The organism is Pseudomonas huaxiensis, from assembly GCF_003231275.1.
Taxonomy (GTDB): Bacteria; Pseudomonadota; Gammaproteobacteria; order Pseudomonadales; family Pseudomonadaceae; genus Aquipseudomonas; species Aquipseudomonas huaxiensis.
In genome coordinates this window covers 67647-85218 of sequence record NZ_QKVL01000028.1, presented here as the reverse complement: position 1 = coordinate 85218, position 17572 = coordinate 67647, and the positions used below count along the sequence as shown (strand labels likewise).

17 protein-coding genes are annotated in these 17572 nt (G+C 63.1%); 11 read left to right on the top strand and 6 right to left on the bottom strand.

All coding sequences use genetic code 11. The features are described 5' to 3' along the window. Nucleotides 1-226: 226 nt before the first annotated feature. From ssuE to DM374_RS23695, 6 genes are all read left to right on the top strand, one after another. On the top strand, nucleotides 227-820 hold the full coding sequence (gene ssuE, locus DM374_RS23720) for an NADPH-dependent FMN reductase (protein ID WP_095159466.1): 594 nt from the start codon (nucleotides 227-229) through the stop codon (nucleotides 818-820). A gap of 98 nt (nucleotides 821-918) precedes the next feature. Next, nucleotides 919-1884, top strand: coding sequence for a sulfonate ABC transporter substrate-binding protein (locus DM374_RS23715; protein ID WP_110972057.1), 966 nt, complete (start codon nucleotides 919-921; stop codon nucleotides 1882-1884). A 58-nt stretch (nucleotides 1885-1942) separates the two neighbouring features. After that, complete coding sequence (gene ssuD / locus DM374_RS23710) at nucleotides 1943-3091, top strand: FMNH2-dependent alkanesulfonate monooxygenase (protein ID WP_110972056.1); 1149 nt, start codon at nucleotides 1943-1945, stop codon at nucleotides 3089-3091. Between the two features lie 10 nt (nucleotides 3092-3101). Continuing rightward, entirely contained in the window at nucleotides 3102-3899 is a 798-nt protein-coding gene (ssuC, locus tag DM374_RS23705; RefSeq protein ID WP_095159469.1) for an aliphatic sulfonate ABC transporter permease SsuC, read from the top strand. Continuing rightward, nucleotides 3896-4708 (top strand): aliphatic sulfonates ABC transporter ATP-binding protein, encoded by an 813-nt coding sequence (gene ssuB / locus DM374_RS23700; RefSeq protein WP_177431597.1) that lies wholly within the window; start codon nucleotides 3896-3898, stop codon nucleotides 4706-4708. The genes ssuC and ssuB overlap by 4 nt, the downstream gene beginning before the upstream one ends. 28 nt (nucleotides 4709-4736) lie before the next feature. Next, complete coding sequence (locus DM374_RS23695; protein ID WP_009400132.1) at nucleotides 4737-4952, top strand: TOBE domain-containing protein; 216 nt, start codon at nucleotides 4737-4739, stop codon at nucleotides 4950-4952. 85 nt (nucleotides 4953-5037) lie between these two features. Here the strand turns inward: DM374_RS23695 and DM374_RS23690 are convergent, their stop codons facing one another. The 4 genes from DM374_RS23690 to DM374_RS23675 all read right to left on the bottom strand — a co-directional run bounded on the left by DM374_RS23690 (nucleotide 5038) and on the right by DM374_RS23675 (nucleotide 10148). Then, nucleotides 5038-5664, bottom strand: a complete 627-nt coding sequence (locus DM374_RS23690; protein ID WP_110972055.1) for a TetR/AcrR family transcriptional regulator — start codon at nucleotides 5662-5664, stop codon at nucleotides 5038-5040. Nucleotide 5665: 1 nt separating this feature from the next. After that, nucleotides 5666-7249, bottom strand: coding sequence for a glutamate--cysteine ligase (gshA, locus tag DM374_RS23685; RefSeq protein WP_110972054.1), 1584 nt, complete (start codon nucleotides 7247-7249; stop codon nucleotides 5666-5668). Between the two features lie 197 nt (nucleotides 7250-7446). Further along, a complete protein-coding gene (locus DM374_RS23680) occupies nucleotides 7447-7830 on the bottom strand; it encodes a PaaI family thioesterase (RefSeq protein WP_075805926.1) in 384 nt (127 codons plus the stop codon). After that, complete coding sequence (locus tag DM374_RS23675) at nucleotides 7830-10148, bottom strand: Tex family protein (RefSeq protein WP_110972053.1); 2319 nt, start codon at nucleotides 10146-10148, stop codon at nucleotides 7830-7832. The genes DM374_RS23680 and DM374_RS23675 overlap by 1 nt, the downstream gene beginning before the upstream one ends. A gap of 243 nt (nucleotides 10149-10391) precedes the next feature. Between DM374_RS23675 and ompR the strand changes: the two genes are divergently transcribed. Together ompR and DM374_RS23665 are read left to right on the top strand one after the other, a co-directional pair. Continuing rightward, nucleotides 10392-11132 (top strand): osmolarity response regulator transcription factor OmpR, encoded by a 741-nt coding sequence (gene ompR, locus DM374_RS23670; RefSeq protein ID WP_095159473.1) that lies wholly within the window; start codon nucleotides 10392-10394, stop codon nucleotides 11130-11132. Nucleotides 11133-11258: 126 nt separating this feature from the next. Beyond that, nucleotides 11259-12572 (top strand): ATP-binding protein, encoded by a 1314-nt coding sequence (locus tag DM374_RS23665; protein WP_095159474.1) that lies wholly within the window; start codon nucleotides 11259-11261, stop codon nucleotides 12570-12572. On the opposite strand, the gene rimK is transcribed toward DM374_RS23665, so the two are convergent. Then, nucleotides 12569-13474 (bottom strand): 30S ribosomal protein S6--L-glutamate ligase, encoded by a 906-nt coding sequence (rimK, locus tag DM374_RS23660; RefSeq protein ID WP_095159475.1) that lies wholly within the window; start codon nucleotides 13472-13474, stop codon nucleotides 12569-12571. The genes DM374_RS23665 and rimK overlap by 4 nt on opposite strands. Next, nucleotides 13471-13953, bottom strand: coding sequence for a retropepsin-like aspartic endopeptidase RimB (gene rimB / locus DM374_RS23655; protein ID WP_110972062.1), 483 nt, complete (start codon nucleotides 13951-13953; stop codon nucleotides 13471-13473). Before rimB ends, rimK begins: the two co-directional genes overlap by 4 nt. A gap of 108 nt (nucleotides 13954-14061) precedes the next feature. On the opposite strand from rimB, the gene DM374_RS23650 reads away from it, so the two are divergent. The 3 genes from DM374_RS23650 (at nucleotide 14062) to DM374_RS23640 (ending at nucleotide 17290) form a co-directional block, all read left to right on the top strand. Further along, nucleotides 14062-14460 carry an RNA-binding S4 domain-containing protein gene (locus DM374_RS23650; protein ID WP_095159476.1) on the top strand — a complete coding sequence of 133 codons (399 nt, stop codon included), beginning with the start codon at nucleotides 14062-14064 and terminating at the stop codon, nucleotides 14458-14460. A 206-nt stretch (nucleotides 14461-14666) separates the two neighbouring features. After that, nucleotides 14667-15569 carry an Hsp33 family molecular chaperone HslO gene (gene hslO, locus DM374_RS23645; RefSeq protein ID WP_110972052.1) on the top strand — a complete coding sequence of 301 codons (903 nt, stop codon included), beginning with the start codon at nucleotides 14667-14669 and terminating at the stop codon, nucleotides 15567-15569. A 179-nt stretch (nucleotides 15570-15748) separates the two neighbouring features. Beyond that, nucleotides 15749-17290, top strand: a complete 1542-nt coding sequence (locus DM374_RS23640; RefSeq protein ID WP_110972051.1) for a phosphoenolpyruvate carboxykinase — start codon at nucleotides 15749-15751, stop codon at nucleotides 17288-17290. Nucleotides 17291-17572 lie beyond the last annotated feature (282 nt).

Sequence of the window (17572 nt, the reverse complement as noted above, 5' to 3'; positions counted from 1 at the left end):
GTAGATAGTGAAAACCGGCTTTAGCGTTCCTTATTCAGAACGATAGAGTTTGCACAGGTACAGCAGTGACAATCCGCGGTCTGGCATAAAGCCCATATCTCCAAATCACATAAACAAATGAAAAAATATGATTTATCGATATATATACCCACCTGTTAAGGTCACTCCATTCCAGCGAGCACACTAACTCGCGGCCCTTCAGAACAGTTCTAAGGAAGCGCTTTCCATGTTGGTCGTTTCTATTGGTGGTAGCCCCAGCCTGCGGTCACGTTCCGGTGTGCTGCTCGATCGCTCCCGGGACTGGCTGCAAGGCCAGGGTGTGGAAGTGGTGACGTTCCAGGTACGGGACTTCCCGGCCGAGGACCTGCTTCACGCTCGCTTCGACAGCCCGCACGTGCAGCACTTCCAGCAGTTGGTGGAACAGGCTGACGGCCTGATCGTCGCTACCCCGGTCTACAAGGCGTCTTATTCCGGCGCACTGAAAACCCTGCTCGACCTGCTGCCCGAACGCGCCCTGCACCACAAGGTGGTCCTGCCGATCGCCACCGGTGGCAGCATCGCCCACATGCTGGCGGTGGACTACGCACTCAAGCCGGTGCTCTCGGCCCTCAAGGCGCAGGAGACCCTGCAAGGGATCTTCGCCGACGACAGCCAGATCGCCTACGGCCAGGGCAACAGCCCGGCCCACCTGGCGCCTGCCCTGGAGCAGCGCCTGCACGAATCGCTCGACACGTTTCATAGCGCCCTGGCCCGTCGGCCACGGCCAGTGGCTCCTGGCGTCCTGAACGAACGCCTGCTCAGCGCCCGCTGGAGTATCTGAGCCGCGACACCGGTTTCATCGCATTACCCCCACCTTACTCGCCCGATAACGAGGCAAGCAGGTGCAGCCAACAACCCAACCGCAAATAGGAGAGCGCAATGCGCACTGTCATTTTGCGTCGTGGCCTGGTCGCTCTGTTTGCTGCGGCTGTGTCCTTCGGCGCCATTACTCAAGCTCAAGCCGAAACCCTGCGTATCGGTTATCAGAAATACGGCACCCTGGTGCTGCTCAAGGCCAAGGGCACGCTGGAGAAGCGTCTCGCTGCCCAGGGCGTGCAGGTGCAATGGACTGAATTCCCCGGCGGCCCGCAGCTGCTGGAAGGCCTCAACGTCGGTTCGATCGACTTCGGCGTGACCGGCGAAACCCCGCCCGTGTTCGCCCAGGCCGCCGGCGCCGACCTGCTCTACGTCGCCTACGAGCCGCCAGCCCCGCACAGCGAAGCGATCCTGGTGCCGAAGGGTTCGACCATCCAGTCGGTCAAGGACCTCAAAGGCAAGAAAGTCGCGCTGAACAAAGGCTCCAACGTGCATTACCTGCTGGTCCGCGCTCTGGAAGACGCCGGCCTGCAATACACCGATATCCAGCCGGTATTCCTGCCGCCCGCCGACGCCCGTGCCGCTTTCGAGCGTGGCAGTGTCGATGCCTGGGTCATCTGGGACCCGTACCAGGCTGCCGCCGAACAGCAACTTCAAGCCCGCACCCTGCGTGACGGCAAAGGCATCGTCGACAACCACCAGTTCTACCTCGCGACCAAGCCTTACGCACAACAGCATCCTGAAGTGATCAGCGCGCTGGTTGACGAGGTTCGTGCCGTTGGCGAGTGGTCCAAGGCCAACCCGCAGGAAGTGACCGATCAGGTCGCGCCGCTGCTCGGCCTGCCGGCCGACATCACCCTGACCTCGGTCAAGCGCCAGGGCTACGGTGCGCACTTCATCACCCCGGAAGTGGTCGCCGCGCAGCAGAAGATCGCCGACACCTTCAAGACCCTCAAGCTGATTCCAAAGCCGCTGAGCATCAAGGACGTGATCTGGACGCCACCGGCCAAGGTCGCCACGGCGCCTTGACGTTTTGCCCGCGCCGGGGCGCCGCCCCGGTCTGAGCCACCCTTAGGAGACAACTCCAATGAGCCTCAACGTTTTCTGGTTTCTACCGACCCATGGCGACGGCCATTACCTTGGCACCGCCGAAGGCGCTCGCGCCGTTGATCACGGTTATCTGCAGCAGGTCGCACAGGCAGCAGATCGCCTGGGCTTCGGCGGCGTGCTGATCCCCACCGGGCGCTCCTGCGAGGACTCCTGGCTGGTGGCAGCATCGCTGATCCCGGTGACTCAACGGCTGAAATTCCTTGTGGCCCTGCGCCCGGGGATCATTTCGCCAACCGTGGCGGCGCGTCAGGCAGCGACCCTCGACCGGCTGTCCGGCGGGCGTGCGCTGTTCAACCTGGTGACCGGTGGCGACCCTGAAGAACTGTCCGGCGACGGCCTGTTCCTCAGCCATGAAGAGCGTTATCAGGCCTCCGTGGAGTTCACCCGAATCTGGCGTCGGGTGCTGGAAGGCGAGACGGTCGATTACGACGGCAAGCACATCCAGGTCAAAGGCGCCAAGCTGCTCTACCCACCGGTTCAACAACCGCGTCCGCCGCTGTATTTCGGCGGTTCGTCCGAGGCTGCCCAGGATCTCGCCGCCGAACAGGTCGAGCTGTACCTGACCTGGGGCGAGCCGCCCGCCGCAGTCGCCGAGAAGATCGCGGAAGTCCGCGCCAAGGCCGCCAAACTGGGCCGCACCGTGCGCTTCGGCATCCGTTTGCATGTGATCGTGCGGGAAACCAACGATGAGGCATGGAAAGCCGCCGAGCGCCTGATCTCGCACCTGGACGACGACACCATCACCCGTGCCCAGGCCTCCCTGGCGCGTTTCGACTCCGTAGGCCAGCAACGCATGGCCGCGCTGCATGGCGGCAACCGCGACAACCTCGAAGTCAGCCCGAACCTGTGGGCCGGCGTCGGCCTGGTGCGTGGCGGTGCTGGTACCGCGCTGGTCGGCGACGGTCCGACCGTGGCGGCACGGGTCAAGGAATACGCTGACCTGGGCATCGACACCTTCATCTTCTCTGGCTACCCGCATCTGGAAGAGTCGTACCGCGTTGCCGAACTGCTGTTCCCGCACCTGGATATCGAGCGCCCGTCGCTGCCGCAAGAGCGGGGCTTCGTCAGCCCGTTCGGCGAGATGGTCGCCAACGACATCCTGCCCAAAGCCGCGGCACAGCGTTGAGGATCGCAGCATGAGTCGTTCTTCTTCCACCCCGTGGACGCAGCGCCTGGCCCCCTGGGCCTTGCCGATCGCGCTGCTGGCGATCTGGCAACTGGCGGTCAGCGCCGGTTGGCTGTCGACGCGCATCCTGCCGGCACCAAGCGCGGTGATCACCGCCGGTGTCGAACTGGTGCGCAGCGGCGAGATCTGGACCCACCTGGCGATCAGCGGCTGGCGTGCCGGCCTGGGCTTCGTCATCGGCGGCAGCATTGGCCTGGCGCTGGGCTTCATCACTGGCCTGTCGCGTTGGGGCGAGCGCCTGCTCGACAGCTCGGTGCAGATGATCCGCAACGTGCCGCACCTGGCGCTGATTCCCCTGGTGATCCTGTGGTTCGGCATCGATGAGTCGGCGAAGATTTTCCTGGTGGCCCTCGGCACCCTGTTCCCGATCTACCTGAACACTTATCACGGCATTCGCAACGTCGATCCGGCGCTGGTGGAAATGGCCCGCAGCTACGGCCTCAGTGGTTTCTCGCTGTTCCGTCAGGTGATTCTGCCGGGTGCGCTGCCATCGATCCTGGTGGGTGTGCGCTTTGCCCTGGGCTTCATGTGGCTGACCCTGATCGTGGCCGAGACCATTTCGGCCAACGCCGGCATCGGCTACCTGGCAATGAATGCCCGTGAATTCCTGCAAACCGATGTGGTGGTCCTGGCCATCGTTCTCTACGCGGTACTCGGCAAACTCGCCGACCTCGCTGCCCGTGGCCTGGAGCGCGTCTGGTTGCGCTGGCACCCGGCCTATCAACCGAGCAAGGGAGACGGCGCATGACCATTCTCAAGGAGCAACCGCCACGGCTGCTGCGCGGTATTCCGCTGGCCGTACGCAACGTCGAGAAAACCTTCGGACAGCGCAAGGTCCTGCGTGACATCGACCTGCACATTCCGGCCGGTCAATTCGTTGCCATCGTAGGCCGCAGCGGCTGCGGCAAGAGCACCCTGCTGCGCCTGCTGGCCGGTCTCGACCAGCCCTCCGCCGGACAACTGCTGGCGGGCACCGCGCCGCTGGCCGATGCCCGCGAAGACACCCGACTGATGTTCCAGGAAGCGCGCCTGCTGCCCTGGAAGCGCGTGATCGACAACGTTGGCCTGGGCCTGCAAGGCAATTGGCAGGAACAGGCCCGCAAGGCACTGGAGGCCGTCGGCCTGGCCGACCGCGCCAATGAATGGCCGGCCGCGCTGTCCGGTGGACAGAAACAGCGTGTGGCCCTGGCCCGCGCCCTGATCCACCAGCCACGCCTGCTGCTGCTGGACGAACCGCTAGGGGCGCTGGATGCCCTGACCCGGATCGAAATGCAGCAACTGATCGAAGACCTCTGGCGCAAGCATGGCTTCACCGTGCTGCTGGTCACCCACGACGTTGCCGAAGCGGTAGCGGTCGCTGACCGGGTGATCCTGATCGAGGACGGTGAAATCGGCCTCGACCTGCTGGTGGATCTGCCACGGCCGCGGGCGCGTGGATCGCACCGCCTGGCCGCGCTGGAAACCGAAGTGTTGAACCGTGTTCTTTCGGTCCCGGGCACCCCGCCCGAGCCCGAACCCGTAGCACCCTTGCCTACGCAACTGCGCTGGGCTCATTGACCTCAGAACCTACAAAGGAAGCAAGCAGATGACTATCAAAGCGATCAACGTGCGTAACCAGTTCAAGGGCACCGTAAAAGAAATCCTGGAAGGTCCGGTCCTGTCGGAAATCGACGTACAGACCGCCTCGGGCATCGTCACTTCGGTGATCACCACCCGTTCGGTAAAAGAACTGGAACTGACCATTGGCAGCGAAGTGATTGCCTTTGTGAAATCCACCGAGGTGTCCATCGCCAAGCTGTGATTTGTGTGGCATTTCGCGAGCGAGCTCGCTCCTACAGAGACTGGGAACACCGATCCCCTGTAGGAGCGAGCTTGCTCGCGATTGCCTAACGCTTAGGCAAAAACGGCGGCAGATAAAGCCCCAGATACGCCTCGAACACCCGCATCCCTTCCTCCGCCATCCGCGGCGTGATCTGCCCGTGCAACTGCATCGACCGGGCATACACCCGATCCCCCAGTTCCATCGCCAGGGCGAATACGTCCACGTCACGCGGCAGCTCCGGTAAACGGAAATGCTGCTCGAACAACTTGTGCATCAGGTCACCCAGCTCGATATCGTGCTGACGGTCCGCCTGGGTCACTTCGCTCAAACCATGCTGGGCCAGGATCAACTGCCGCGCTGCGGCGTCCTGGTGGTAGATCTCCAGCATGCGCATTTCCACCAGCCGCGAGAGGTCCCGCCAACTGTGCAGGGTCTGTGGGTCGATGGGCGCTTGCAGGCAGGCGCGGAAGGCGCTGTGTACGTCTGCAGTAAGGGCTTCGAGCAGCGCCGGGACGCTGGCGAAGAAGTGATACACGGACGAAGGCGGGATCTGCGCCCGCTCCGCCACGCTGTAAATCGACAGGCTGCCCACACCTTCGCTGGCCAGCAGGGTGCGGGCCGCGTCGAGGATCGAGTCGATCCGCGCCTGGCTGCGGGCGCGGGGTTTGCGAGGTGTGGTACCGCGACTCATATCAGTTGCTGATCGCCAGGATGCTGGCCTGGTAGGCGCCGACAAACAGGTCGAAGTCGCCGACTTCCTGTTTCTCCAGCTCGGCCTGTTCTTCCAGCGACTTGCGCGCCAGCGCTTCAAAACGCGCCTGCTCGTCTGCCGGCAGCGGCTCGCTGCGCAGGAACTCGGCATGGAGCTGGCTCTGGCGCAGGGAGAAGCGGGCGAAGCTTTCCTGGTGTTCGGTCATGCTCGACAGCACCTGCGCCGACGGGGTCAGCGACGGATCGTCAACCTTGGCGGCCTGTACGTGCAGGGCACGGGCGTGCTCGTCGCCGCCATGGGCACGATCAAGCAGTTCGGCCAATGGCGCGATGCGTTCCAGCAACTCGCTGGCCCACACCTTCAGCGTGACCGGCTGGCCGTCGCGTTGCAGTTCCAGGCCAGGGCGGCGGCCCTGCTTGACCACATTGAGGAAGTTGTCGGTGCACTGGCCGCACTCGCCGTTGCCCAGCAGCGGGCTTTCTTCCAGCGCGCAGAACAGCAGGAACGCATCGAGGAAACGCGCTTGCGGCAGTTCGACGCCGGTCGGCAGGAACGGGTTGATGTCCAGGCAGCGCACTTCGATGTACTGGATACCCCGGGACATCAGCGCCTGGATCGGCCGTTCGCCGGTGTAGGTCACGCGCTTGGGGCGAATGTTGGAGTAGTACTCGTTTTCGATCTGCAGGATGTTGGTGTTGAGCTGCACCCACTCGCCATCCTGGTGCGTGCCGACCTCGACATACGGCGGATACGGCGTGGCCACGGCGCGGCGCAGGCTGTCGGTGTAGCTGTTCAGATCGTTGTAGCACGGGGTCAGGCCGGCCTGGGCGTTGCTCTGGTAACCCAGGTCGCTCATGCGCAGGCTGGTGGCCCAGGGCAGGTACAGGGTGTCGGCGTCGAAGGCTTCCAGTTGATGCGGGCGACCGCGCAGGAAACCGGCGTCCAGCGCCGGCGACGCACCGAACAGGTACATCAGCAGCCAGCTATAGCGACGGAAATTGCGGATCAGGGCGATGTAGGCCGACGACTGGAACTCGCGGTCGTCGCCCTCGTGGCCTTCGGCTTCGCGCAGCAACGGCCAGAGTTTTTCCGGCAGCGAGAAGTTGTAATGGATACCGGCGATGCACTGCATGGTGCGGCCGTAGCGCAGGGCCAGACCCTTGCGGTAGACGTACTTGAGCTGACCGATGTTGGAGGTGCCGTACCAGGCGATCGGGATGTCTTCCTCGGCCGGCAGCGGGCACGGCATCGACGGACTCCACAGGTACTCGTTGCCGAGCTTGCTGTAGGCGAAGCGATGGATGTTTTCCAGGCTTTCGAGGGTCTTCGCGGGGTCGGCCAGCGCTGGCGTGATGAACTCCAGCAGCGACTCGGAGTAATCGGTGGTGATCTGTTCGTGGGTCAGGGCGGCGCCCAGGGCCTCGGGGTGCGGCGTCTGGGCCAGACGACCGTCCTCTGTCACGCGCAGGCATTCACGCTCGATGCCGTGCAGGCACTGCTTGAGCAGAGAGAGGTTGTCGCCCTGGCCGAGCAGGCTCAGGCGGCGGTTGAGAAGTTCGCTCAAGATGGATTCCTTCACACGTCAGTCGCCGCAATATGGGGGTGGAGGTGACGGTCTACAAGGGTGGACAGAGGAACTGGCGTTGTCGCCTGGTTTTCGCAGGGAATCGGCAGCGCCCGCGCACTGCCGAAAGTACCGCAAATTGGGAGTTTTCGGCTAGATCTGTAGGAAAAGCGCCCGCGTGATAGCGGGCAAAGTTTTTACAGCGCGGCGAAGGTTCCTTGTGCCTTCGCCACCAGTTTGTCGCCCTGGAAGACGTCGGCGTCGAGCACCAGCGTGCGCCGTCCGGCGTGCAAAACCCGGGCGATGCACAGCACCTCGCCCTCGCTGACGGCCCGCACGTAGTTGATCTTGCATTCCAGCGTCACGCTGCGCCGGTCGAAGCCATGGCTGCTGGAGCAGGCCAGCCCCATGGCGATGTCGACCAGGCTGAAGATCGCGCCGCCATGCAGGAAGCCGCCGCGATTGCGCAAATGCGGTTCCAGCGCGAGGGCCACCTCCGCAACGCCTTCTTCAAGGCGTTGCAGACGGCAGCCCAGCAACTGGCTGAAGGCGCTCTGAACGATGTCTTCAGGCGCGTCCATTACTTCTTCTTCAACTGCTTGGCGTTGGCGAACAGCGAGGCCATGGCGTTATTGGCAGGCGGCGGAGTTTCCTTGACCCGTGCCGGCGCACCTTGCTGGCGCGGCGCGGAACCTGGACGGCTGCCACGGGCGCCATCGACTTTCTCGCCCGGGGTGTCGCTCATGCGCATCGACAGGCCGACGCGTTTGCGCGGGATGTCCACTTCCATGACCTTGACCTTCACCACGTCGCCGGCCTTGACCGCTTCACGCGGGTCCTTGATGAACTTCTCGGACAGCGCCGAGATGTGCACCAGGCCGTCCTGGTGCACGCCGATATCGACGAAGGCACCGAAGTTGGTGACGTTGGTGACCACACCTTCGAGGATCATCCCCGGTTCCAGGTCCTTGAGGTCTTCGACGCCTTCCTGGAACTCGGCGGTCTTGAACTCCGGACGCGGGTCGCGGCCCGGCTTGTCCAGTTCCTGGAGGATGTCGGTGACGGTGGGCAGACCGAAGGTTTCGTCGGTGTATTTCTTCGGGTCGAGGCGCTTGAGGAAACCGCTGTCGCCAACCAGCGAGCGGATATCACGGTCGGTCTCGGCGGCGATGCGCTGCACCAGCGGGTAGGCTTCCGGGTGAACTGCGGAGGCGTCCAGCGGATTGTCGCCGTTCATCACGCGCAGGAAGCCGGCGGCCTGTTCGAAGGTTTTTTCGCCCAGGCGGCTGACTTTCTTCAGCGCCGCGCGGGTCTTGAAGGCGCCGTTGGCGTCACGGTGGCTGACGATGTTCTGCGCCAGCGTCGCGTTGAGGCCGGAGATGCGCGCCAGCAGCGCCACCGAGGCGGTGTTGACGTCGACGCCGACGGCGTTCACGCAGTCCTCGACTACCGCGTCGAGGCCACGGGCCAGTTTCAGTTGCGAAACGTCGTGCTGGTACTGGCCGACACCGATGGACTTCGGATCGATCTTCACCAGCTCCGCCAGCGGATCCTGCAGACGGCGGGCGATGGACACCGCGCCACGGATTGTTACGTCCAGATCAGGGAATTCACGGGCGGCCAGCTCGGACGCCGAATACACCGAGGCGCCGGCCTCGGAAACCATGATTTTGGTGATCTTGAGGGCAGGGTACTTCTTGACCAGTTCGGCGATCAGCTTGTCGCTTTCACGGCTGGCAGTACCGTTGCCGATGGCGATCAGTTCCACCGAGTGCTTGGCGCACAGTGCGGCAATCACGGCGATGGTGCGGTCCCAGTCGTTTTTCGGCGCGTGCGGGTAGACCGTGGTGTAGTCCAGCAGCTTGCCGGTGGCATCGACCACGGCCACCTTGCAGCCGGTACGCAGACCCGGGTCGAAGCCCAGGGTTGCGCGCGGGCCGGCAGGGGCGGCGAGCAGCAGGTCGTGCAGGTTGCGGGCGAAGACGTTGATTGCCTCGCCCTCGGCGTTGTCGCGCAGTTCGCCGAACAGGTCGGTTTCCAGGTGGCTGTAGAGCTTGACCTTCCAGGTCCAGCGCACCACTTCGGCCAACCACTTGTCGGCTGGGCGGCCCTGGTTAGCGAGGCCGAAACGCTCGGAAATCATCATTTCGCACGGGTGCAGGGTGCCCGGCAGTTCTTCGCCGACCTTCAGCGCAGCGGACAGCACGCCTTCGTTGCGCCCGCGGAAAATCGCCAGGGCGCGGTGCGACGGCACGCTCTTGAGCTGTTCGTCGTGTTCGAAATAGTCGCGGAACTTGGCGCCTTCCTCTTCCTTGCCGGCCACCAGGCGGGCGCTGAGGGTGGCTTCCTGAGTGAGGAACGTACGCAGTTTTTCCAGCAGGGTGGCGTCTTCGGCGAAGCGCTCCATGAGGATGTACTTGGCGCCTTCCAGTGCGGCCTTGGTGTCGGCAACGCCCTTTTCGGCATCGACGAAGCGCGCGGCTTCGGTTTCCGGGGACAGTTGCGGGTCATTCAACAGACCGTCGGCCAACTCGCCGAGGCCGGCTTCCAGGGCGATCTGGCCCTTGGTGCGGCGCTTCTGCTTGTACGGGAGATAGAGGTCTTCGAGGCGAGTCTTGGTATCGGCCAGCTTGATTTCGCGGGCCAGTTCAGGGGTTAGCTTGCCCTGTTCCTCAATGCTGGCCAGGATGCTGGCGCGGCGATCGTCGAGTTCGCGCAGGTAGCGCAGGCGCTCTTCGAGGTTGCGCAGTTGGGTGTCATCCAGGCTGCCGGTCACTTCTTTGCGGTAACGGGCGATAAAAGGCACCGTGGAGCCTTCATCAAGTAGAGCCACGGCCGCCTCGACCTGTTGCGGGCGGACGCCGAGTTCTTCGGCGATGCGGCTGTTGATGCTGTCCATAAAACCACCTGACAAATTGTGAATGCTTGGGCCGCGGAGCCCGCGCCGCAGGGGCGCCGGAGCAAGGCGGCTCTCGGTGAAAAGCGGCGCATTATACCCAGCGCACCGGGCTTGCGGTGATAGCCGCTGGCCAGCTTGCAGGACCGTTCTGCTGGCACATGGGGAAAAATCTGCTAACAATGCACACGGCACTGTCAAATGGCGGCTAAGCCATAATGCGCGCCGAGATTAAAGGAGCGACCCATGAGCAGCACTGCACAAACAGCCGAAGGCGAAAAAATCCTCATCGTCGACGACGACCCGGGCCTGAGCAGCCTGCTGGAGCGATTCTTCACCAGCAAAGGCTACCGAGCGAGGGCTGTACCGAACGTCGAGCAGATGGACCGCCTGCTGGCGCGTGAAGTCTTCAACCTGGTCGTCCTCGACCTGATGCTTCCCGGTGAAGATGGCCTTTCAGCCTGCCGCCGGCTGCGCGCGGCGAACAACCAGGTCCCGATCATCATGCTCACCGCCAAGGGCGACGAACTGAGCCGGATCAAGGGCCTGGAACTGGGCGCCGACGACTATCTCGCCAAGCCGTTCAACCCCGACGAGCTGGTCGCGCGGGTCAAGGCGGTGTTGCGGCGGCAGACGCCTTCGGTACCGGGTGCTCCGGGCAGCGAGGACGAAACCGTCACGTTCGGCGACTACGAACTGTCGCTGGCCACCCGCGAACTCAAGCGGGGTGAAGAAGTACACATGCTCACCACCGGCGAATTCGCGGTGCTCAAGGCACTGGTCATGCACGCTCGCGAGCCGCTGACCCGCGACAAACTGATGAACCTGGCCCGCGGTCGTGAATGGGATGCGCTGGAGCGTTCCATCGACGTGCAGATCTCGCGCCTGCGCCGGATGATCGAGCCGGATCCTTCCAAGCCGCGTTACATCCAGACAGTCTGGGGCGTCGGTTATGTGTTCGTGCCGGACGGTAATGCCGGCAAGTGACCCCTCGTTTTACGGAGTGAGTCATCAAAAGCAGGGCCACCGCAGGGTTGCCCTGCTTTTGCATGAAGCGAAAGCCGTAAAGCCCGCGAGCCGCGCTCGCGCCTGCCTAGTGTGTAGCCGTTCTCCATGAAAACCCCGCTGTGGTTCCCGCAAAGCTTTTTCGCCCGCACCCTGTGGCTGGTGCTCATCGTCGTCCTGTTCTCCAAGGCGCTCACCCTGGTCTATCTGCTGATGAACGAGGATGTGCTGGTTGATCGCCAGTACAGCCACGGCGTCGCCCTGACCCTGCGTGCCTACTGGGCGGCGGACGAGTCGGACCGGGAAAAGGTCGCCGAGGCCGCCGGGTTGATCCGGGTGACCGGCAACGGCGTACCCGAGGGCGAGCAGCACTGGCCTTACAGCGAGATCTATCAGCGCCAGATGCAGGCCGAACTGGGCGCCGACACCGAAGTCCGGTTGCGCGTGCACTCGCCGCCGGCGTTGTGGGTGAGGGCGCCGAGCCTGGGCGACGACTGGCTGAAAGTCCCGCTTTACCCACATCCGTTGCGCGGCCAGAAAATCTGGAACGTGCTTGGCTGGTTTCTCGCCATCGGCCTGCTTTCCACGGCCTCGGCCTGGATCTTCGTGCGTCAGTTGAACCAGCCGCTCAAGCGCCTGGTGTTCGCCGCGCGGCAACTGGGTCAGGGCCGCAGCGTGCGCTTGCCGGTCAGCGATACGCCCAGCGAGATGACCGAGGTCTATCGCGCCTTCAACCAGATGGCCGAGGACGTCGAACAGGCCGGACGCGAGCGTGAACTGATGCTCGCCGGGGTTTCCCATGACTTGCGTACGCCGTTGACCCGGCTACGGCTGTCGCTGTCGCTGATGGCCAACGACAGCGACCTGACCGACGATATGGTCCGCGACATTGAAGACATGGATGCGATCCTCGATCAGTTCCTCGCCTTCATTCGCGACGGTCGGGACGAGCCGGTGGAGGAGGTGGACCTGAGCGATCTGGTCCGTGAGGTGGTCGCGCCGTTCAACCAGCCTGAGGAGCAGGTGCGGCTGTGCCTTGAGCCGATCCCGCCGTTTCCGTTGCGCCGGGTATCGATGAAGCGCCTGTTGAACAACCTGATCGGCAACGCCCTGCACCATGCCGGGCAGGGTGTTGAAGTGGCGGCCTACGTTTCCGGTGACACCAGTGCGCCCTACGTGGTGCTGAGCGTGCTGGACCGCGGTGCCGGGATCGATCCCGGCGAGCTGGAAGCGATCTTCAATCCCTTCATTCGCGGTGACCGTGCCCGTAGCGGCAAGGGCACCGGCCTGGGCCTGGCGATCGTCAAGCGGATCGCCGCCCAGCACGGCGGCAACGTCGAGTTGCGCAACCGTTCCGGCGGCGGTATCGAAGCCCGAGTGCGGTTGCCGCTGGGGCTTCTGCTGCCTCGGGACGCTGTTTAACCCTTCCCTTTGGTGCGGGTCAGATTTGGCCCGCCGTTCTTTTCCAGATGCTCGATGATCATCCCGGCAACGTCCTTGCCGGTGGTGACCTCGATGCCCTCCAGGCCCGGTGAGGAATTCACCTCCATCACCAGCGGGCCGTGATTGGACCGCAGGATGTCCACACCTGCGACGCTCAGGCCCATGACCTTGGCGGCGCGGATCGCGGTCATGCGTTCTTCGGGCGTGACCTTGATCAGGCTGGCGGTGCCGCCGCGGTGCAGGTTGGAGCGGAATTCGCCCGGCTTGGCCTGGCGCTTCATCGAGGCGATGACCTTGTCGCCAACCACGAAACAGCGGATGTCGGCGCCGCCGGCTTCCTTGATGTATTCCTGGACCATGATGTTCTGCTTCAGGCCCATGAACGCTTCGATTACCGACTCGGCGGCCTTGGTGGTTTCGCACAGCACCACGCCGATGCCCTGGGTACCTTCGAGCACCTTGATCACCAACGGGGCGCCATTGACCATCTGGATCAGGTCGGGGATGTCGTCGGGGGAGTGGGCGAAGCCGGTGACCGGCAGGCCAATGCCGCGCCGCGACAGCAACTGCAGCGAGCGCAGTTTGTCCCGGGAGCGGGCGATGGCCACGGATTCGTTGAGCGGGAACACGCCCATCATTTCAAACTGACGCAGCACGGCGCAGCCGTAGAACGTCACCGAGGCACCGATGCGCGGGATCACCGCGTCGAAGCCTTCCAGCGGCTTGCCGCGATAGTGGATCTGCGGCTTGTGGCTGGCGATGTTCATGTAGGCGCGCAAGGTGTCGACCACAACCATTTCATGGCCCCGTTGCGTGCCGGCTTCGACCAGGCGACGGGTGGAATACAGACGCGGGTTCCGCGACAGCACAGCGATCTTCATGCAACACCTGTGGAAGGGGTAATGGTGGCCGGAAACACCGGCTTGTCCTGAACATATTTGACGCCTGGGTTGACCACCAACTGGCCATGCACCAGTGCCTTGGAGCCGAGCAGCAGGCGATAACGCATGGCCTTGCGGCAGGCCAGGGTGAATTCGACCTCCCAGACCCGATCACCGAGCGCCAGTGGCGTGCGGATCACGTAGCGGACCTGGGCGTGGCCGTTGGAACTCTTGATGGTCTTCATCGTGACCAGTGGCGCTTCGCAGCGGCGGTGGCGCAACTGCACGACCGAACCCAGGTGGGCGTTGAAGCGCACCCATTGCTCGCCGTTGCGCATGAATGGTTCGACCTCGGTGGCATGCAGGCTGGAGGTGCTGGCGCCGGTGTCGATCTTGGCGCGCAGACCGGCCAGGCCGAGGTCTGGCAGGGCCACCCACTCGCGCAAACCGATAACGCTCAAATGATCAAATGTCTTCACGATGCACAACCCGGAATAAGTCGGTGAACTGTAAGCAGGCTGCGGACTTTTTGCATCCGCCAGTTACGGTAGTACAGTTCCATGACCGCTATGAATCGGAGCAGTGCGATGGCACAACAACCGGAAGACGACAAGGTTCGTCTGGACAAGTGGCTTTGGGCCGCTCGTTTCTACAAAACCCGCGCCCTGGCCAAGGCCGCGATCGAAGGCGGCAAGGTGCACTGTCGCGGCGAACGCTGCAAGCCTGGCAAGGAGCCACGTGTTGGTGAGGAATTCGTTCTGCGCACCGGCTTTGACGAGCGCACGATAGTGGTCAAGGCGCTCTCGGTGGTTCGCCGCGGCGCGCCCGAAGCACAGGCGCTGTATGCCGAGACCGAAGAAAGCATTGCCCGCCGCGAAAAAGCCGCCGACTTGCGCAAGGCCGGTGCCTTGGGCGTCACCACCGATGGGCGACCGACCAAGAAGCAGCGTCGACAGATTCATCAATTCCACGATTCCGTGGGCTGAGCGGCCATTCGTCGCACGGGGACTGGTCAGCGGATGGCCGATGGCACCAGAGTAAGGGGCAGAATCCCCGGTCCTTGGATCAGGGAGCGAAATGGCCATAAACTAACGCCCTTTCGTGACAAAACCGATCACGCCTGCGCGGTGTGGCGGTACCGGCGTCCAACCGGCCCCTTGTCCTTTTCCCTCTTCAAAGAAAGCCTTTAGCCATGCCCGATCTTCCGGATACCGATTTCACCCAACGCTTCCTCTTTGACGACCGCGATGTGCGCGGCGAACTGGTTTCGCTCGAGCACAGCTACGCCGAAGTGTTGGCCAAACACGCCTACCCTCAGCCAGTCGCGCAACTGCTCGGCGAGCTGATGGCCGCTGCGGCGCTGCTGGTCGGCACGCTGAAATTCGACGGCCTGCTGATTCTCCAGGCGCGCTCCGAAGGCCCGGTCTCGCTGCTGATGGTCGAATGCTCAAGCGAGCGTGAGCTGCGCGGCATCGCCCACTACGACAGCGCCGCGATCAGCGATGATGCCGGCCTGCACGACATGATGCCCAACGGCATGCTCGCGCTCACCGTCGACCCGCGTCGTGGCCAGCGTTACCAAGGCATTGTCGATCTGGATGGCGCCGATCTGGCGGAATGCTTCACCAATTACTTCGTCAAGTCCGAGCAGCTCGGCACGCGCTTCTGGCTCAGCGCCGATGGCCACCGCGCGGGCGGCCTGCTGCTGCAGCAACTGCCGGTCGCGAGTCAGCCGGACGCCGATGACCGTGCCGAAAGCTGGGCGCACGTGACCATGATGGCGGGCACCTTGAGCCGCGAAGAGCAGTTGGGCCTGGACAACGAAACCCTCTTGCATCGCCTCTACCACGAAGACGCCGTGCGCCTGTTCGACGTCCAGCCGCTGAGTTTCCGTTGCAGTTGCTCGCGTGAACGTTCCGGCAGCGCACTGACGAGTCTCGGGCTGGAAGATGCGCGTGCACTGGTCGTCGAACACGGCGGTCAGATCGAGATCGATTGCCAGTTCTGCAACGAGCGCTATCGCTTCGATGTTGCGGATGTTGAGCAATTGTTTGGTGGCGGTGGCGTGGACGCGCCATCAGATACTCGTCACTGAAACGTTTCCGCTCAGGGAAATCTCCTGTCGAATCCGCAGAAGGCGCAGTTCTGACAGGAGGGCCCTACTTTTTTTGGGCGTTTCTGGCATAATCCGGCCACTTTTTTCGCTGTAGTAGTTTGTAAGGATCTACTACAAATCGTTTGGAGCACTCGGCCGCAGGCCGGATGGGGAATCTCATGACGCAAGCCAATAACGCCGTGTACACCGATCTGAGTGTCGACGAGCTGGTACAAGAAGCGCTGAAACGCGGTGAAGGCGAACTGGCCGATACTGGCGCGCTGGTCGTGAAAACCGGTCACCGCACTGGTCGTTCGCCAGTTGACCGTTTCATCGTCGAAGAGCCGAGCACCCAGGACGCTATCGCCTGGGGCCCGATCAACCGCAAGTTCCCCGCCGACAAGTTCGATGCCCTGTGGGCTCGCGTCGAGGCGTTCAACAACGCCCAGGAGCACTTCGTTTCCCACGTTCACGTAGGCGCTGCCGAGGATCACTACCTCGCAGTCAAGATGACCACCCAGACTGCCTGGCAGAACCTGTTCGGTCGTTGCCTGTTCATCAACCCAGCCCAGTACAACCCTGCTGGCCGGGAAGAGTGGCAGGTCCTGAACGTTGCCAACTTCGAATGCGTTCCAGAGCGTGACGGCACCAATTCCGATGGTTGCGTCATCCTCAACTTCGCGCAGAAAAAAGTCCTGATCGCCGGCATGCGTTACGCCGGTGAGATGAAGAAAGCCATGTTCTCGGTGCAGAACTTCCTGCTGCCGGCCGCTGACGTGCTGCCTATGCACTGCGCTGCCAACATCGGCGAAGAAGGCGACGTGACCCTGTTCTTCGGTCTGTCGGGCACTGGCAAGACCACCCTGTCGGCCGACGAAAGCCGTTACCTGATCGGTGACGACGAGCACGGTTGGGGCGAAGGCGTTGTCTTCAACATTGAAGGCGGCTGCTACGCCAAGTGCATCGACTTGTCCGAGAAGAACGAGCCGGTCATCTGGAAAGCCATCAAGCACGGCGCAGTCCTGGAAAACGTCGTTCTGGACGACGCCAAGCACGCTGACTACGCCGATGGCAGCCTGACCCAGAACAGCCGCGCCGCGTACCCGCTGGAGCACGTCGAGAAGCGTTCCGAGCAGAACCTGGGCGGCGAGCCTAATGCGGTCATCTTCCTGACCTGCGACCTGACCGGCGTACTGCCGCCAGTGTCGATCCTGAACAACGAGCAGGCTGCGTATCACTTCCTGTCCGGCTACACCGCGCTGGTCGGTTCCACCGAAATGGGTTCGGGCGGCGGCATCAAGTCGACCTTCTCCACCTGCTTCGGCGCACCGTTCTTCCCGCGCCCGGCTGGCGAATACGCTGAACTGCTGATCAAGCGCATCAAAGGCTTCGGCTCCAAGGTCTACCTGGTCAACACCGGCTGGACCGGCGGTGGCTACGGTGTCGGCAAGCGTTTCAGCATCCCGACCACCCGCGCGGTGATCGCGGCCATCCAGAGCGGTGCTCTGATCGGCGCTGAAACCGAGCACCTGGGCATCATCAACCTGGACGTACCGAAGTCGGTTCCGGGCGTTGATACCGAACTGCTGAACCCGCGTACCACCTGGGCTGACCAGGCTGCGTACGACGAAGCTGCGAAAGGCCTGGCCTCGCTGTTCATCGAAAACTTCAAGAAATTCGAAGTTTCCGATGCCATCAAGGCTGCTGGTCCGCAACTGTAAGTTGCTGCTGACCGCAGGCTGAAAAAACCCCCGGCTCGTGAGAGTCGGGGTTTTTTTATGGAAATGTTGTTGGGGCGCCAGGTGCCTGCCAACGGTGTTTCTGCGCTCTCCGGATCGAGCGCCGCCCGCGCGGCGCATCGCGAGCAAGCTCGCTCCTACATCGGTTGCAACGTGCCATGGCCTGTCAGAGGGGTGTTGCACGCCCTTGGCGTTTGGCGATGAAGCGTGGGGAGGCTGTTAGGGTCGACTCGATACCGCGCCGTACAAACAAGGCGTTCAACT

Coding starts and splice junctions, on each gene's coding strand:
- ssuE (WP_095159466.1), top strand. CDS start 227: ATGTTGGTCGTTTCTATTGGTGGTAGCCCCAGCCTGCGGTCACGTTCC.
- DM374_RS23715 (WP_110972057.1), top strand. CDS start 919: ATGCGCACTGTCATTTTGCGTCGTGGCCTGGTCGCTCTGTTTGCTGCG.
- ssuD (WP_110972056.1), top strand. CDS start 1,943: ATGAGCCTCAACGTTTTCTGGTTTCTACCGACCCATGGCGACGGCCAT.
- ssuC (WP_095159469.1), top strand. CDS start 3,102: ATGAGTCGTTCTTCTTCCACCCCGTGGACGCAGCGCCTGGCCCCCTGG.
- ssuB (WP_177431597.1), top strand. CDS start 3,896: ATGACCATTCTCAAGGAGCAACCGCCACGGCTGCTGCGCGGTATTCCG.
- DM374_RS23695 (WP_009400132.1), top strand. CDS start 4,737: ATGACTATCAAAGCGATCAACGTGCGTAACCAGTTCAAGGGCACCGTA.
- DM374_RS23690 (WP_110972055.1), bottom strand. CDS start 5,664: ATGAGTCGCGGTACCACACCTCGCAAACCCCGCGCCCGCAGCCAGGCG.
- DM374_RS23680 (WP_075805926.1), bottom strand. CDS start 7,830: ATGGACGCGCCTGAAGACATCGTTCAGAGCGCCTTCAGCCAGTTGCTG.
- DM374_RS23675 (WP_110972053.1), bottom strand. CDS start 10,148: ATGGACAGCATCAACAGCCGCATCGCCGAAGAACTCGGCGTCCGCCCG.
- ompR (WP_095159473.1), top strand. CDS start 10,392: ATGAGCAGCACTGCACAAACAGCCGAAGGCGAAAAAATCCTCATCGTC.
- DM374_RS23665 (WP_095159474.1), top strand. CDS start 11,259: ATGAAAACCCCGCTGTGGTTCCCGCAAAGCTTTTTCGCCCGCACCCTG.
- rimK (WP_095159475.1), bottom strand. CDS start 13,474: ATGAAGATCGCTGTGCTGTCGCGGAACCCGCGTCTGTATTCCACCCGT.
- DM374_RS23650 (WP_095159476.1), top strand. CDS start 14,062: ATGGCACAACAACCGGAAGACGACAAGGTTCGTCTGGACAAGTGGCTT.
- hslO (WP_110972052.1), top strand. CDS start 14,667: ATGCCCGATCTTCCGGATACCGATTTCACCCAACGCTTCCTCTTTGAC.
- DM374_RS23640 (WP_110972051.1), top strand. CDS start 15,749: ATGACGCAAGCCAATAACGCCGTGTACACCGATCTGAGTGTCGACGAG.